15 protein-coding genes are annotated in these 15,360 nt (G+C 67.8%); 14 read left to right on the plus strand and 1 reads right to left on the minus strand.

Annotated features, from left to right (window positions below; genetic code table 11):
- Positions 1-50 precede the first annotated feature (50 nt).
- The 12 genes from ACK4HJ_RS17535 (at position 51) to cobT (ending at position 11,377) form a co-directional block, all read left to right on the plus strand.
- A complete protein-coding gene (locus ACK4HJ_RS17535) occupies positions 51-1,409 on the plus strand; it encodes a cobyrinate a,c-diamide synthase (RefSeq protein WP_409833936.1) in 1,359 nt (452 codons plus the stop codon).
- On the plus strand, positions 1,406-1,993 hold the full coding sequence (locus ACK4HJ_RS17540; protein ID WP_409833937.1) for a bifunctional adenosylcobinamide kinase/adenosylcobinamide-phosphate guanylyltransferase: 588 nt from the start codon (positions 1,406-1,408) through the stop codon (positions 1,991-1,993). Before ACK4HJ_RS17535 ends, ACK4HJ_RS17540 begins: the two co-directional genes overlap by 4 nt.
- Positions 1,993-2,922, plus strand: coding sequence for an ABC transporter substrate-binding protein (locus ACK4HJ_RS17545; RefSeq protein ID WP_409833939.1), 930 nt, complete (start codon positions 1,993-1,995; stop codon positions 2,920-2,922). Before ACK4HJ_RS17540 ends, ACK4HJ_RS17545 begins: the two co-directional genes overlap by 1 nt.
- Positions 2,922-4,004: a FecCD family ABC transporter permease gene (locus ACK4HJ_RS17550; RefSeq protein ID WP_409833966.1), complete on the plus strand. Its 1,083-nt coding sequence runs from the start codon at positions 2,922-2,924 to the stop codon at positions 4,002-4,004. The genes ACK4HJ_RS17545 and ACK4HJ_RS17550 overlap by 1 nt, the downstream gene beginning before the upstream one ends.
- Positions 4,005-4,811: an ABC transporter ATP-binding protein gene (locus tag ACK4HJ_RS17555; RefSeq protein WP_409833941.1), complete on the plus strand. Its 807-nt coding sequence runs from the start codon at positions 4,005-4,007 to the stop codon at positions 4,809-4,811. It abuts the gene before it with no gap.
- 21 nt (positions 4,812-4,832) lie between these two features.
- On the plus strand, positions 4,833-5,402 hold the full coding sequence (gene cobO / locus ACK4HJ_RS17560) for a cob(I)yrinic acid a,c-diamide adenosyltransferase (protein ID WP_409833943.1): 570 nt from the start codon (positions 4,833-4,835) through the stop codon (positions 5,400-5,402).
- A 30-nt stretch (positions 5,403-5,432) separates the two neighbouring features.
- Positions 5,433-6,446 (plus strand): adenosylcobinamide-phosphate synthase CbiB, encoded by a 1,014-nt coding sequence (gene cbiB, locus ACK4HJ_RS17565; RefSeq protein WP_409833967.1) that lies wholly within the window; start codon positions 5,433-5,435, stop codon positions 6,444-6,446.
- Positions 6,431-7,558 (plus strand): aminotransferase class I/II-fold pyridoxal phosphate-dependent enzyme, encoded by a 1,128-nt coding sequence (locus tag ACK4HJ_RS17570; protein WP_409833944.1) that lies wholly within the window; start codon positions 6,431-6,433, stop codon positions 7,556-7,558. The genes cbiB and ACK4HJ_RS17570 overlap by 16 nt, the downstream gene beginning before the upstream one ends.
- Entirely contained in the window at positions 7,555-8,349 is a 795-nt protein-coding gene (locus tag ACK4HJ_RS17575; protein ID WP_409833946.1) for a HipA family kinase, read from the plus strand. The genes ACK4HJ_RS17570 and ACK4HJ_RS17575 overlap by 4 nt, the downstream gene beginning before the upstream one ends.
- Positions 8,336-8,728 carry a DUF3037 domain-containing protein gene (locus ACK4HJ_RS17580; RefSeq protein WP_409833948.1) on the plus strand — a complete coding sequence of 131 codons (393 nt, stop codon included), beginning with the start codon at positions 8,336-8,338 and terminating at the stop codon, positions 8,726-8,728. The genes ACK4HJ_RS17575 and ACK4HJ_RS17580 overlap by 14 nt, the downstream gene beginning before the upstream one ends.
- Before the next feature lie 35 nt (positions 8,729-8,763).
- Entirely contained in the window at positions 8,764-10,245 is a 1,482-nt protein-coding gene (locus ACK4HJ_RS17585; RefSeq protein WP_409833969.1) for a cobyric acid synthase, read from the plus strand.
- Between the two features lie 61 nt (positions 10,246-10,306).
- Positions 10,307-11,377 (plus strand): nicotinate-nucleotide--dimethylbenzimidazole phosphoribosyltransferase, encoded by a 1,071-nt coding sequence (cobT, locus tag ACK4HJ_RS17590; RefSeq protein ID WP_409833950.1) that lies wholly within the window; start codon positions 10,307-10,309, stop codon positions 11,375-11,377.
- A 6-nt stretch (positions 11,378-11,383) separates the two neighbouring features.
- On the opposite strand, the gene ACK4HJ_RS17595 is transcribed toward cobT, so the two are convergent.
- Positions 11,384-12,517 (minus strand): GGDEF domain-containing protein, encoded by a 1,134-nt coding sequence (locus ACK4HJ_RS17595; RefSeq protein WP_409833952.1) that lies wholly within the window; start codon positions 12,515-12,517, stop codon positions 11,384-11,386.
- Between the two features lie 267 nt (positions 12,518-12,784).
- On the opposite strand from ACK4HJ_RS17595, the gene ACK4HJ_RS17600 reads away from it, so the two are divergent.
- Positions 12,785-13,855 carry an ABC transporter ATP-binding protein gene (locus ACK4HJ_RS17600; RefSeq protein WP_409833954.1) on the plus strand — a complete coding sequence of 357 codons (1,071 nt, stop codon included), beginning with the start codon at positions 12,785-12,787 and terminating at the stop codon, positions 13,853-13,855.
- Between the two features lie 62 nt (positions 13,856-13,917).
- Positions 13,918-15,231, plus strand: coding sequence for a PotD/PotF family extracellular solute-binding protein (locus ACK4HJ_RS17605; RefSeq protein ID WP_409833956.1), 1,314 nt, complete (start codon positions 13,918-13,920; stop codon positions 15,229-15,231).
- The last annotated feature ends 129 nt before the right edge of the window (positions 15,232-15,360 follow it).

Here is a 15,360-nt window from a genome sequence, read left to right on the forward strand (position 1 = left end):
GCGCGCCAGTTTCGTCGGCCATTGGGTGAGCACCGCACTGGGGGTGGGGTGTGACACGCTGTCCCGCGCTGCTGATTGCAGCCCCGGCATCGGGCCAAGGTAAAACCACTGTCACCGCAGCGCTGGCGCGCCTGCATGCGCGCCAGGGTCGGCGCGTGCGCGTGTTCAAGTGCGGGCCGGATTTTCTGGACCCGCACTGGCACCAGCTGGCCAGCGGTGCGCCCGTGCACCAGCTCGACCTGTGGATGAACGGCGAGGCCGACTGCGCGCAGCGTCTGCATGAGGCAGCGCGTGATGCGGACCTGATCCTCATCGAAGGCGTGATGGGGCTGTTTGATGGCCAGCCCAGTGCAGCCGATCTGGCACAACACTTTGGTGTACCGGTACTGGCGGTGGTCGATGCCTCGGCCATGGCAGGCACGTTTGGTGCGCTGGCATTTGGTCTGCGCCACTACCGTCCCGGTCTGCCTTGGGCCGGAGTGCTAGCCAACCGTGTGGGCAGCGCGCGCCACGCGGACATGCTGCGCGATGGCTTGCACGATGTGAACGACTGGATGGGGGCGCTGATGCGCGTGCAGGCCGACCCCTCAGCACCCGCTGGCAAAGCGGCTGCGGCACTGCTGCCCGAACGCCACCTGGGCCTGGTGGCCGCGCACGAACTGGACGACAGCCTGCAGCGCCTGGATGCTGCGGCCGACGCACTGGCTGCCACGCCGCTGGGCCAGATGGGCCTGGACGACTTGCAGTGCTGGGCGGTGGACTTCCCGGCGACTGCGTCGCCACCCACCGTGCCACGCCTGCTGGCGGGCCGCACGGTGGCTGTGGCGCGCGATGCAGCGTTCTGTTTTATCTACGCGGCCAACGTGCAATCGCTCGAACACATGGGCGCCCGCGTGGTGTTCTTCTCGCCCCTGCACGATGCCGCTTTGCCCAGTTGCGACGCAGTCTGGCTGCCCGGCGGCTACCCCGAGCTGCACACCGCGCAGATAGCGGCCAACACTGGCATGTTGACCAGCCTGCGCGCCCACGTGGCCGCAGGCAAACCCCTGTGGGCCGAGTGTGGAGGCATGATGGCGCTGTTCGAGTCCATCACCCTGGCCGACAGCAGCAAGGCCCCGCTGTGGGGGCTGTTGCCCGGCCACGTGACCATGCAAAAGCGCCTGGCGGCGCTGGGCCCGCAGCAACTGGCGGTGGCCGGGCATACGCTGCGCGGCCATACCTTTCACTATTCGACCAGCGACAGCAGCGCCCCCGTAGTGGCCCGCACGGCGCGCCCTAACGAGGCGGTTGCGCCGGATGCGGGGGAGGCGCTGTACCGGCAGGGCAGCATCCATGCCAGCTATTTCCACGCATGGTTTCCGTCCAGCCCCGAGGCGGTTGCGCACCTGCTGGGAGGCGCATCGGTATGACCATTACCACCGAGCTGATCCTGGGCGGCCAGAAAAGCGGCAAGTCCCGCCGTGCCGAACTGCTGGCGCGCGACTGGCTGGAACAGTCCGCCGATCACCGTGCGATGTTGATCGCCACCGGCGAAGCCTGGGACGACGAAATGCGCGAGCGCATCGCCCGCCACCAGCGCGACCGCGCCGGGCGTGTGCCCGGCCTGCAGACGGTGGAAGAGCCGCACGACGTGGCTGCAGCGATCACGCGGCTCAGCACGCAGCAGACCCTGCTGGTGGTGGACTGCCTCACGCTGTGGCTCACGCACTGGACCATGCCCCTGGGTGTAGAAGCCATGAATTTTGAACGAAAACAGGCCCTTGCGCTTGACTGGCAAGCGCAAGCAGCTATGTTTTTAGGAGCGGTTCGGAAAGCCCCCGGCCCCGTTGTTCTGGTGGGCAACGAAATTGGCCTGGGGGTCATCCCGATGGGGCGCGAGGTGCGCGCCTTTGTGGATGCGCTGGGCATGCTCAACCAGCAGGTGGCCCAGGTGTGCCCCCGCGTCACGCTGATGGCCGCCGGGCTGCCTCTCTCTTTGAAAGAACCTTGTTGATGAAACCCACCCCCGTGCGCCGAATCCTGTGGGTCATTGCCATCCTGATCGCGCTGGGCCTGCTCATGGCCGGGCTGGCCCAGGCGCAGCCGGTGCAGGTCACCGACGACCGGGGCCGCGCGGTGACGCTGCCGCGCCCGCCCCAGCGCATCGTGAGCCTGCTGCCCTCGCTCACCGAAACGATTTGCGCGCTGGACCAATGCCACCGCCTGGTGGGCGTGGACCGCTATTCCAATTGGCCTGACGCCATCACCCGCTTGCCGCAGGTTGGAGGTGGGCTGGACCCCAACATCGAAGCCATCGTGGCGCTGCGGCCCGATGTGGTGCTGCTGGCCACTTCGTCGCGCGCCTCGGCCCGGCTGGAGCAACTGGGCGTGAACGTGGTGGCGCTAGAGCCCAAGAGCCATGCGGACGTGCAGCGCGTGCTGGGCAAAGTCGGCCAGGTGTTGGGCGTGCCCGATGCGCAGCGGGTTTGGCGCCACATCGACGCGGCGGTGGAAGCCGCCGCCCAGTCCGTGCCGCCCGCAGCGCGTGGCGTGCGCGTGTATTTCGAGGTCAACCGCGGTCCCTATGGAGCAGGAGCCTCGTCGTTCATTGGCGAGACGCTGACCCGGCTGGGCGCGCGCAACATCCTGCCCGCATCGCTCGGACCGTTTCCCAAGCTCAACCCAGAGTTCGTGGTGCGCGCCGACCCCGACCTCATCATGGTGGGCGCGCGCAGCGTGGAGGGCTTGACCGAGCGGCCGGGCTGGAGCAGCCTGCGCGCTCTGCGTGAGCAGCGGCTGTGCGTGTTCCCGCCCGAAGACGCCGACGTGCTGGTGCGCCCCGGCCCGCGCATGGCCGAGGGCGCGCGCATCATGGCCCGCTGCCTCGCCAGCAAGGCGCCATCCGGTACCAAGGCGCAGGCAACGGCGGCGGTGCGCCCATGATGGGATCGGCGGTGCAGCGCGGTCGCTGGCTGGCGGGCCTGCTGCTGCTGGCCAGCGCGCTGCTGGTGCCGCTGGGCACCGGCGTGGGCAGCGTGGGGCTGGAGAACCTGTGGCCCGCGCTGTGGGATCACGGCACCGACCCCGCCGGCCACGCCGCACGGGACATGGCCTGGCAGATCGTGTGGGAGATCCGGCTGCCGCGCACGCTGGGCGCATGGTGCGCCGGTGCGTTGCTGGGCCTGGCCGGTGCCGTGGCGCAAGGCCTGTTTCGCAACCCACTGGCCGACCCGTACCTGCTGGGCAGTGCCTCGGGCGCCTCATTGGGCGTGGCCACGGCGCTGGCGATGATGGGCGGCGCTGCGGGCATGGTGGGCAGCGCCAAGGGCGCGGCCGTGGCCATGGTGTTCTCGGGCCACTGGCTGGTGCGCCTGGGCATGACTGGCGCGGCGTTTGCCGGGGCGGTTCTGGCGGTGCTGCTCACGCTCGCACTGGCGCGCGGTGTGCAGCACACATTGCGCCTGCTGCTGGCCGGGGTCATCGTGGGCGTGGTGCTCGGCGCCTTCACCTCACTCATCCTGCTGCTGTCGCCCGATTCCTTGCAGGCCATGCAGGCGTTTTTGCTGGGCTCCACCGGCTTTGTGGGCTGGACCTCGTGCCTGCTGATGGCCGGGGTGTGGCTGCTGTGTGTGGTGGCCGCCTGGGCGCTGTCGCGGGTGTTGGATGGGCTGGCGCTGGGCGAGTCCACGGCCCACAGCCTGGGCTTGCCGCTGGCACCGCTGCGTGCCGCGCTGGTGGCAGTGCTGGCCCTGGCCACCGGCACGGCCGTGGCGCAGACGGGGCTGATTGCTTTTGTGGGCCTGGCCGCGCCCCACCTGGTGCGCGCCGTGGTCAAGGTGCCGCACGGCCGCTTGATGGGGCTGGCCAGCCTGATGGGTGGTGTGCTGCTGGCCGGTGCAGACCTGCTGGCGCGCGGGCTCATCGCCCCCCAAGAACTGCCCGTGGGTGTGCTCACCGCCGTGCTGGGTGGCGGCTACCTGCTGTGGCTGATGCACCGGCGCACCGGACCAGGAGGCGTGCTGTAAATGCGCAATGCTCCTGAAAACATAGCTGTCAGCGCAATGGGGATAAGCGCCAGCATCGGAAAACACCCCATATTGCACGGCATCACGCTGCACCTGGCGGCGGGCCGCTGGACCAGCATCGTCGGCCCCAACGGTGCGGGCAAGTCCACGCTGCTGCGGGCGCTGGCGGGCCTGCTGCCTTGCACGGGCAGCTTGCAATTGCTCGGCCGGCCGCTGGCCACCTGGCACCGCAGCGAGCGGGCGCGAGCCCTGTCGTGGCTGGGTCAGAACGAGGTGGCCGCCGATGACCTGCTGGTGTACGACGTTGCCATGCTGGGCCGCCTGCCGCACCAGCCCTGGCTGTCGCCGCCCAGCGAGGCCGACCACACCGCTGTCGAGCAAGCCCTGCGCGCCACACAGGCCTGGGACTGGCGCCACCGCGCGCTCTCGCAGCTCTCCGGTGGCGAGCGCCAGCGCGTGCTGCTGGCCCGTGCCCTGGCCGTGCAGGCCCAGGTGCTGCTGATGGACGAGCCGCTGGCCAATTTGGACCCGCCCCACCAGTCCGACTGGTTGCTGCTGGTGCGCGACCTGGTGGCGCAGGGCAAGACGGTGGTCAGCGTGCTGCACGAGGTCTCGTTTGCGCTGCAGGCGGACGATGTGGCTATCGTTGCGGCTGGCCGCCTGCGCCACCATGGCTCCGCCCGGGACACCCACACCCACCGCGCGCTGGAGCAGGTGTTTGACGACCGCATTGCCATCCACCCGGTGGAGGGCCAGTGGCTGGCCTTGCCCCATTTGCTGCCCCGCCGCACCCCGGCGGAGCAATGACCTCCGATTGAAAGACAACCCATGCAGATCGAAGCCGCCCCCACCGAAAAACGCTACGAGAAGCCCGAGGGCGAGCGCCGGGGCCTCATCATCGTCAACACCGGCGATGGCAAGGGCAAAAGCACGGCCGCCTTTGGCCTGGCGCTGCGTGCCCATGGCCGGGGCAAGGCGGTGAAAATTTTCCAGTTCATGAAGGTGCCCACCGCGCGTTTTGGCGAGCACCGCATGTTCGAGCAGATCGGTCTGCCCATCGAGGGCCTGGGCGACGGCTTCAGCTGGAAGAGCAAGGACCTGGAGCACTCGGCCCAGCTCGCGCGCGACGGCTGGGAGAAGGCGCGCGCGGCCATCCTGTCGGGCGAACATTTTCTGGTGGTGCTGGACGAGATCACCTACCCGCTGATCTACGGCTGGCTGCCGCTGGACGGCGTGCTGCAGACGCTGCGTGAGCGGCCCAGGGACGTGCATGTGTGCATCACTGGCCGCCGCTGCCCGCCCGAGATCATTGAGCTGGCCGACACCGTGACTGAAATGCAGATGGTCAAGCACGCGTTCAAGGCGGGCATCCCCGCGCAGCGCGGCATTGAAGACTGAAAGGCTTTTGGCATGCATCTCAGCTCAGGAATGCCCGTGTCTGAATCCCCCGGGTGGCTATGGTTGACGCCTGGGTGGGCTTGGCCCTTTGCCGCCGTGTGCATCGGTGTGCCGCTGCTCGCGCTGGCGCTGGATTGGCTGGTGGGCGAACCCCCCGCCGCATGGCACCCCGTAGTGTGGATGGGACGGGCGCTGCAGGCCTGCGGCGAACGGCTGGCCCCCTCCCAGCCCGTGGCGCAGGATTTGAAGCGTTTTTGGCTTGCAGCGCTTGTCTGGTGTGCGCTGGCAGCTATTGTTTTGATAGTTTCGTCGCTGGCGCAGCACTTGGTGCTTAGGCTGCACGAACTGCTGGCGGCAGCGCTGCTGGCCGCCTTGCTCAAGCCACTGATGGCCTGGCGCATGCTGCGCGACGAGGTGCTGGCTGTAGAGGTGGCGCTGGGCCAGTCGCTGCCGGCGGGGCGGGAGCAGCTGGCGCGGCTGGTCAGTCGCGATGTCAGCCAGCTCACGGCTGACCAGGTGCGCGAGTCGGCCATTGAGTCGCTGGCCGAGAATCTCAACGATTCGGTGGTGGCGCCGCTGTTCTGGTTTGTGCTGCTGGGCCTGCCGGGTGCCGCGCTGTACCGCTTTGCCAACACGGCCGATGCCATGTGGGGCTACCCCGGCATGCGCGGCGGGCGCTATTGGCAGTGGGCCGGCAAGTGGGCGGCGCGCGCGGACGACGTGCTGTCGTGGCTGCCCGCGCGTATCACTGCGCTGCTGCTGGCGCTGTCCGCCGGGGGGGTGCAGCTGCGCTCGCTGGTGCGCCAGGCCCGCAAGACCCCATCGCCCAACAGCGGCTGGCCCATGGCCGCCATGGCGCTGGCGTTGAACGTGCGCCTGGCCAAGCCCGGCGTGTACACGCTGCATGGCAACGGGCGCCGTGCCAGCCCGCTGGACACGCGCCGTGCGGCGCGCCTGTGCGGGCATGCGGTGCTGTGGCTGGTTCCGCTGCTGGCGGGGCTGCAGCTGCTGATCCTGGTGGTGTTTGCATGGCTGCAGGTGTGAGCAGCGTGGATTGCGCGCCGCACGCCGCACCAACGCATGGGGGGCCGGACGCTGCAGGCGTGCCGCTGTTTGATTTCTCCACCAACAGCAATGCCTGCGGGCCGTGCCCGGAGGCCCAACAGGCCGTGCAGGCCGCCGATGCCACACGCTACCCCGACCCGGCGTACACGGCCTTGCGCGAACGCCTGGCCGCCTTCCACGGCGTGGCGCCGGGCCGCGTCGTGGTGGCGGCCAGCGCCAGTGAGTTCATCCACCGCATCACCGCGCTCGCCGCGCAGCGGGGTGCGGTGCAGGTGTCCGTGCCCGTGCACAGCTATGGCGACTATGCCCACGCCGCACAGGTGCACGGACTGGCCGTGGTGCGCGGGGCTGGCGTGGCGGCGGGCCTGCAGTGGGCCTGCGAGCCGTCTAGCCCGCTGGGCTGGGCCGATCTGGCTGTGCGAGCCTGGCAGCGTGAAAGAGCGGAGTGGAATGGTGGTACAGACGATGGCCGCGCTGCCGGTGTGGCGCGCGTGCTCGACTGCGCCTATGCACCACTGCGATTGGATCCTGAACACGCCTGGGCCGGCTCTCCGTCCGCCCACCTGCCCACCGATTGCTGGCAGCTGTGGACCCCCAACAAGGCCTTGGGCCTGACTGGCGTGCGCGCGGCCTACGCCATTGCGCCCGCGGGTGCCGACGACTTGGTGCGCGCCCTGGTGGCCCTGGCGCCATCGTGGCCCGTGGGCGCGCATGGCGTGGCCCTGCTGCAGGCCTGGGTGTCGCCAGCAGCGCAGCAGTGGCTGGTGCGCAGCCTTGGCACTTTGCGCGGGTGGAAGGCGCGCCAGCTGGCGCTGTGCGGGGACCTGGGCTGGGCCGTGCACGCAGGGAGCCTGGCCAATTACTTTTGCGCGCAGCCTGTCAGCCCGTCGTTGCCGGACGACCTGGCGGCGTTGCGTGCAGCGGGCATCAAGCTGCGTGATGCCACGTCCTTCGGCCTGCCGGGCAGCGTGCGCCTGGGGGTGGTGCCGCCCGCCGCGCAGGACGCGCTGCGCGAGGCCTGGAGCACTCTGGGCGGCGGCCGTACCATCGCCGGCACACACCATTCAACCGGGTCAGGGGATACCTTGTGAGAACCATCACCATCAACCGCTATGTCACGCCGCTGCGTGAAGGTGGCTCCATGCCCGCCATCGTCGAGGGCGACGACCTGGGCACCTACGTGCTCAAGTTCCGCGGCGCAGGGCAGGGCGTGCGCGCCCTGCTGGCCGAGATGATCGCGGGCGGCATCGCCCGGGCGCTGGGCCTGCCCGTGCCCGAGATCGTGCTGGCGGAGCTCGACCCCGCCCTCGCGCAGACCGAGCCCGACCCCGAGATCCAGGACCTTGTGCGCGCCAGCGGTGGCCTGAACGTGGGGCTGGACTACCTCTCAGGTGCGCTCAACTTCGACCCGGCGGTGGATGTGGTGTCGGATGACTTCGCCTCGCGCCTCGTGTGGTGCGACGCGCTGGTGGGCAATGTGGACCGCACTGCGCGCAACACCAACCTGCTCATGTGGCATCGCAAGCCCTGGCTCATCGACCACGGTGCGGCGCTGACGTTTCACCATGCCTGGAATGGCGCGGTGGCCCTGCCTGCCAAGCCATTCGCGCCGATTGCCGACCACGTGCTGCTGGCCCGGGCCACGCTGCTGGCGCAGGTGGATGCGGAACTGGCCTCACGCCTCACGCCCGAGGTGGTGGCAGGCATCCTGGCAGATGTGCCCGACGAGTTCTTGTTGCTGGCCAGTGTTGATCACGAAGAAGGTCCGCTGACGGCCGCCGCAAGCCACCGCCAAGCCTACGTGAACTACTTTTGCGCGCGGCTGGATGGGCGCGCCACCTGGGTGGATGCACTGAAGGAGGCTGTCGATGCACGCGCCTGAGGTGTATGACTACGCCATCGTGCGCGTGGTGCCGCGCGTGGAGCGCGAAGAGTTCATCAACGCGGGCGTGATCCTGTCGTGCCAGCGCACCGGCTTTCTCCAGGCTGCCATCGCGCTCGATGAAGCGCGCCTGCTGGCCATGGACCCGCACGCCGACATTGACACTGTGCGCCGCCACCTGTCCGCCATCGTCGCCATCTGCGCGGGCGACGAGGGTTGTGGCCCCATTGCGCGCCTGCCGTTCCGCCAGCGCTTTCACTGGCTCACCGCCAAGCGCAGCGCGATCATCCAGACATCCCCTGTGCACACCGGCCGCTGCACCAATGCGGCCGCAGCGCTTGAACACATCATGGATCGCATGGTCCGCCCACTGCCTTGAATCCAAATCCTTCTCCCCATTTGGCCCGCTGCGTGATGGTGCTGGGCACCACCAGCGGCGCCGGCAAAAGCTGGCTGGCCACCGCGCTGTGCCGGTGGTACAGCAACCAGGGCCTCAAGGTCGCGCCCTTCAAGGCGCAGAACATGAGCAACAATGCGCGGGTGGTTTCAGGCCCAAACAGAAGCCAGGGAGAAATCGGCAGCGCCCAGTACTTTCAGGCCCTTGCGGCCCGTGCCGAGCCCGAAGTGCGCATGAACCCGCTGCTGCTCAAGCCCGAGGCCGACACGCACAGCCAGGTCGTGCTCATGGGGCAGGTAAGTGCGGAGTTGACGGCCATGCCCTGGCGCGGCCGCAGCGAAAAGGTGTGGCCGCAGATCGCTGCGGCGCTCGATGCATTGCGCGCCGAAAACGACGTGGTCGTGATCGAAGGTGCAGGCTCGCCCGCCGAGATCAACCTGCACGCCAGCGACATCGTCAACATGCGCGTTGCCCGCCATGCCGATGCGCGCTGCTTGCTTGTTACCGACATCGACCGGGGCGGCGCCTTCGCCCACCTGTATGGCACCTGGGCGCTGTTGCCCGAGGACGAGCGATTGCTGATCCACGGCTTTGTGCTCAACAAGTTTCGTGGCGACGCCGGCCTGCTGGCGCCTGCGCCGCAGATGCTGCAGGACCTGACCGGCGTGCCCATCATGGCCACCATCCCCATGCACTGGAAACATGGCTTGCCAGAAGAAGACGGTGTTTTTGACGACCGCACGCTGTCGGCGGGCACGGTGCACACCACGGTGGCTGTCATTGCCTACCCGCGCATCAGCAACCTGGACGAGTTCCAGCCCCTCAAGAACGTGCCCGGCGTGCGCCTGCTGTGGGCGCGCAGCCCGGCCGATCTGGCAGGCCTGAAGGCGACGGACTGGGTGGTGCTGCCCGGCTCCAAAGCCACCGCGGCAGACCTGGCCTGGCTGCGTGCGCAGGGCCTGGACCAGGCGATTGCGCAACACGCGGGGCAGGGGGGCATGGTGTTGGGTGTGTGTGGCGGCCTGCAGATGCTGGGCGAGGCGCTGATCGACACCGCTGGGATTGACGGCAATGCGCCCGGCCTGGGCCTGCTGGCGCTGGTCACCGCCTTCGAGGCCAACAAGACTGTGCGGCGTACTCAGGCCCAGTTCAGCGCGGTGCAGGGTGCCTGGGCCGCGCTGGCCGGCGTGCCCATCAGCGGCTATGAGATCCACCACGGCCAGACGGCCCAGCACCCCGCCATGGCCGCAAAGGGCGATGTGGCGCGCGAAGTCCTTCCTGGCATCGGCTGGCAGAGCCCTGCTGGCAATGTGCTGGGGGTGTATCTGCATGGCCTGCTGGAAGACCCCTCAGTGCTGCAGGCCCTGTTTGGCCGCGCGGGTGCGGCACCCGTGCCGACGCTCGATTCCGTGTTCGATGGCCTCGCTCACATGGCAGACGCCAGTTTTGCCCCTGGCGCGCTGCGGTCGCTGATCGCGCCCATCGCGTTCCACACCTGACAGCTGCGTCCCGCTGCTCGCGGCGGATTCAACCGTTTCTGATTTTTCCGCTTTACGCACCATGCAACCCCTCGCCGCATTCACCGTCCCCGCCATCGCAGATATCGCTGACGCCCCGTTGACCGCCCGGCTTCAGCACTTGCTGGACAACAAGACCAAGCCCCTGGGCTCGCTGGGCCGGCTGGAGGCGCTGGCCTTGCGCATCGGCCAGGTGCTGGGCACCGAGGCGCCCTCGCTGCGCCAGCCGCAGATGCTGGTGTGTGCTGGCGACCACGGCCTGGCGGCCAAAGGCGTGTCGGCCTTTCCAAGCGACGTGACGTGGCAGATGGTGGAGAACTTTTTGGCTGGCGGTGCCGCAGTGAGCGTGCTGGCCCGCCAGCATGGCCTGCAGCTCACGGTGGTGGACTGCGGCGTGGCGCGCCCCCTGGCCGCGCGCGATACGCCGGCTGGCGCGCCACAGTTGCTGGTGCGCAAGGTGGCGCCCGGCACGGCCGACGCGTCGGTAGGCCCCGCCATGACTGCCGAGCAATGCGCGCAGGCTCTCGTCAACGGTATGGAGGTGGTGCGGAACCTGCCGGGCAACGCGCTGCTGCTGGGTGAGATGGGCATTGGCAACACCTCGGTGGCGTCGCTGCTGCTCGCGCGCCTGGCCGGCCTGCCGTTGGCCGACGTGACGGGCGCGGGCACGGGGCTGGACCCGGCGGGGATCGAACGCAAATGCGCCGTACTGCAGCAGGCGCTGGACGCCAATGCCGGCGCCACCAGCCCGCTCGGCGCACTGGCCGCACTGGGCGGCTACGAAGTGGCGACGCTCGTGGGTGCCGTGGTGCAGGCCGCGGCCGAGCGCCGCTTGATTGTGGTGGACGGCTTCATCACCAGCGCCGCCGTGCTGGTTGCCTGCCGCCTGCAGCCTGCGGTGCTGCAGCGCTGCGTGTTCGCCCACCGCTCGGGCGAACGCGGCCACGCGTTGATGCTGGCGCAGATGCAGGCCGAGCCGCTGCTGGACCTGGGCCTGCGGCTGGGTGAGGGATCGGGTGCGGCGCTGGCCTGGCCGCTGCTGCAGTCTGCCTGCGCGGTGCTGGCGGAAATGGCGAGTTTTGAGTCGGCGGGGGTCGCCACGCAGACGGTCTGAATCGCCTCATCCCACCACGGTCCGGTTGCGCCCCTCGTGCTTGGCGCGGTAGAGCGCTGCATCGGCACGGGACAGCATCGCGTCCAGCGTCTCATGCGGCCCCGTCCAACTGGTCAGTCCGATGCTGACCTGGCAATCCAGCGCGTGGCCCGTGGCCAGCGTGGCGTGGATGCGCTGGGCGACCACCCTGGCCGCCTCGGCATCGCTGCCGGGCAGCAGCACCAAAAACTCCTCGCCGCCGTACCGCCCCAGCCGGTCCGCGCGGCGCAGCACTTGGCGTGTGCGGTCGGCAAAGTGCACCAGCACTGCATCGCCATGCTGGTGGCCCCGGGTGTCGTTGACGGCCTTGAAGTTGTCCAGGTCCACCATCATGATCGCCGGGCCATCGCCATAGCGCCGGGCGCGCTCCAACTCGTCCTCGCAGCGCTCCAGCAGCGCGCGGCGGTTCAACGTGTTGGTGAGCGAATCGTGCGTGGCCAAGTGTTCCAGTTCGGTGCGCAGGCGGTCGGTGGCCATCAGCACCGCGCCAATGGAGAGCATGAGCACCATCAGCACATAGGCGCCGATGTACAAGGTCTGGAACAGCGAGGGCTCCATCAGGTCTGAGCCGCCCTTGCCGATCAGTATGGAAATCAGCCGCACGGCCAACACCAGCGTGTGCGCGGCCAGCACCACCTGCACCAGCCGCACCGGAAAGCTGCGCTCTCCGTGGCGCAGCATGAAGCGCAACTGCGCCGCGTAGATGCAGCCCATCAGCACCGTGAAGAAGCCCACCCGCAGCCCATAGCTGGGATAGCCATAGGTGAGCACCACAAACACGGCGGTGCTGCCCGCCATCACCCAACCCCAATAGCGCCAATAAAAGTGGTGGCCCAGAAAATGCCGCGTGCCCATGTAGTAGAGCAGGCTGCCCAGCACCAGCAGCTGGTTGGCCAGCACCAGGCTGAGCCACGGCGGGATGAACCCCCGCGCACCGAACAGCACCGTGGACGCCAGCCACAGCAGGGGCGCCATGGCCCAAGCGCCCACACCACGGATCGAGGGCGGGTAGTGGCGCCGCATGAACAGCAGAACGATGGCCATGATGGCGGACATGAAGCCCGCCATGGCGATCATGGAACGTGGGTCGAGGTTCGTCATCCGGCGTGGGGAGTGGGGTGGCGCGCCTTCGTAAGCAATTGTTTCTTCTGCCGAGGCCCAGTATAGCCATCGACAAGGGCGCCGGGCTTGTCCGCCCACGGGCTGCGACAGAGCTGCCGAGCACCAGAACGGACCACCCCGTAGGGGCAAGGATGGTGCGCAGCACCGGTTGCGGGAACGAAGGGCGCACGGGGTTGGTGCATTTTGTATGCAATAAATAAAATAATTGTGTACAAGACTGGCATGTGCTTTGCATACAAAAAAGCCATGCACACCACTCCCTCTGCACCCGTCCTTGCTGCCATCGAACTCATTGCGCTGACCAAGCGCTATGCCCACGGCAAGCCGGCGGTCGATGCCATCAACCTGCGCATTGCCAGCGGCAGCTACTGCTGCTTGCTCGGGCCTTCGGGCTGCGGCAAGAGCACCACCTTGCGCATGATTGCGGGGCACGAGTCGGTCACCAGCGGCGACATCCTGCTGGAGAACCGCAACATCACCGACCTGCCCGCCGCCGCGCGCGGCACGGCCATGATGTTCCAGAGCTTTGCGCTGTTTCCGCACCTCTCGGCGCTGGACAACGTGGCCTTTAGCCTGAAGATGAAGGGCGTTGCCAAGGCCGAACGGCAGGCCAAGGCGCGCGACCTGCTGGAACGCGTGGCCCTGGGGCATCTGGCCGAGCGCAAGCCGGCCGAACTCTCCGGTGGGCAGCAGCAGCGCGTGGCGCTGGCGCGGGCCCTCATCACCCAGCCCCGTGTGCTGCTGCTCGATGAGCCGCTCTCCGCCCTCGACCCCTTTCTGCGCATCCAGATGCGGGCCGAGCTGCGCCGCTGGCAGAAGGAGCTGGGGCTGACCTTCATCCATGTGACCCACAGCCAGGAAGAAGCCATGGCCCTGGCCGACACCATGGTGGTGATGAACCACGGCGTGATCGAGCAGGTGGGCAGCCCGCACGAGGTCTACAACCGGCCTGCCAGCGAATTCGTGGCGCGCTTCATGGGCGGGCACAACGTGATCGACACGCCTGAAGGCAAGGTAGGCGTGCGCACCGACCACCTGCAGATCGCCCCCGCCCAGGCAGAGCTGCCCTGGGGCGCCCAGCGCATGCAGGCCGTGGTGACAGATGTGGAGTACCAGGGCACCTATGTGCTGCTGGGTCTGCAAAAGCAGAGCGTGGCCTTGTCGGCCAACGCCACGGCGGCGTATTCGGTGATGGTGTCTGAAGCAGCCTTTGCCGCGCAGCCCTACCAGGTGGGGCAGGCCGTGCAACTGCACTGGACACCCGATCAGGCGCACCCGCTGTCCGTGCCTGTTCCCGCAATGGCTCAGGCCGCCTGACCGCACCGCCACGTCTTTTTTGTCTTGTAACCCGTCCCTTCCGCAACCCAAGGAGTGTTCCCATGTCAGATGCTTCCCGTACTGATTCCCCTGTTGTTGTCTCCGATGCCACTGGCGTCGTCCGTGACGCCACTGGTGTGGCGCGCCGCTCGCTGCTCAAGGGCACGGCGGGCATCCTGGCCGCCGGCATGTTCCCGGCCGTGCACTCGCAGGAAAAGATCGTGTTGCGCTACCTGGGCACGGCGGTGAACCAGGACAAGGCCATTGCCGAGAAATTCAAGGCCGACACCGGCATCGAGATCCAGTACGTGGCCGTGACCACCGACGACGTGACCAAGCGCGCCGTCACCGCGCCCAACAGCTTTGATTTGATCGACACCGAGTATTTCTCGCTCAAGAAGATCGTGCCCACGGGCAACCTCAAAGGCATCGACACCAAGCGCATCAAGAACGCCGACAAGATCACCACGCTGTTCACCACCGGCATGGTGGCGGGCAAGGCCGTGGGCGACCAGGGCACGGCGCCCAAGAAGGTGATCTACCTGGAAAGCGAAAAGTCCAAGAAATTCGCGACCGCGCCCACGCAGTTCATGTCGCTGATCCCTACCGTTTACAACGCCGACACGCTGGGCATCCGCCCCGACCTGATCAAGCGCCCCATCAACTCGTGGGCTGAGCTGCTCAACCCCGAGTTCAAGGGCAAGACAGCCATCCTGAACATCCCGAGCATCGGCATCATGGACGCCGCCATGGTGGTCGAGGCCATGGGCATCTGCAAGTACCCCGACAAGGGCAACATGACCAAGAAGGAGATTGATCTCACGATCAAGACCCTGATCGAAGCCAAGAAGCAGGGCCAGTTCCGCGCGCTGTGGAAGGACTTCAACGAGTCGGTGAACCTGATGGCTTCGGGCGAAGTGGTGATCCAGTCGATGTGGAGCCCGGCCGTGACGGCTGTGCGTACCAAGGGCATTGCCTGCAACTTCCAGCCCCTGAAGGAGGGCTACCGCGCCTGGGCTGCAGGGTTTGGCCTGCCCGCCACGCTGAGCGGCCGCAAGCTCGATGGCGCGTACGAGTTCATCAACTGGTTCCTCGACGGCTGGGCTGGTGCCTACCTGAACCGCCAGGGCTACTACAGCGCTGTGCTGGAGACCGCCAAGTCCAAGATGGAAGCCTACGAGTGGGCCTACTGGATGGAAGGCAAGCCCGCCACGCAGGACATCAAGAGCCCCAATGGCGACGTGCTGGCCAAGGCCGGTGCGGTGCGCGACGGCGGTAGTTATGAGTCGCGCATGGGCGGCATCGCTTGCTGGAACGCGTTGATGGACGAGAACAACTACATGGTGCAGAAGTGGAATGAATTCGTCGCGGCGTAGAGAGTTCACCCCCTGAGCAACCGTCTTGGAAGTCAAGCGCAATGGTGATTTGGATTCCATGCGGAGCCTTGCTTAGCGATGGCGTTAAGCATCGTCAGCAGCTTGCGCATGCAAGCCACCAAGGCGACC

It is taken from the genome of Acidovorax sp. (genome assembly GCF_046294525.1).
GTDB lineage: Bacteria > Pseudomonadota > Gammaproteobacteria > Burkholderiales > Burkholderiaceae_C > Acidovorax.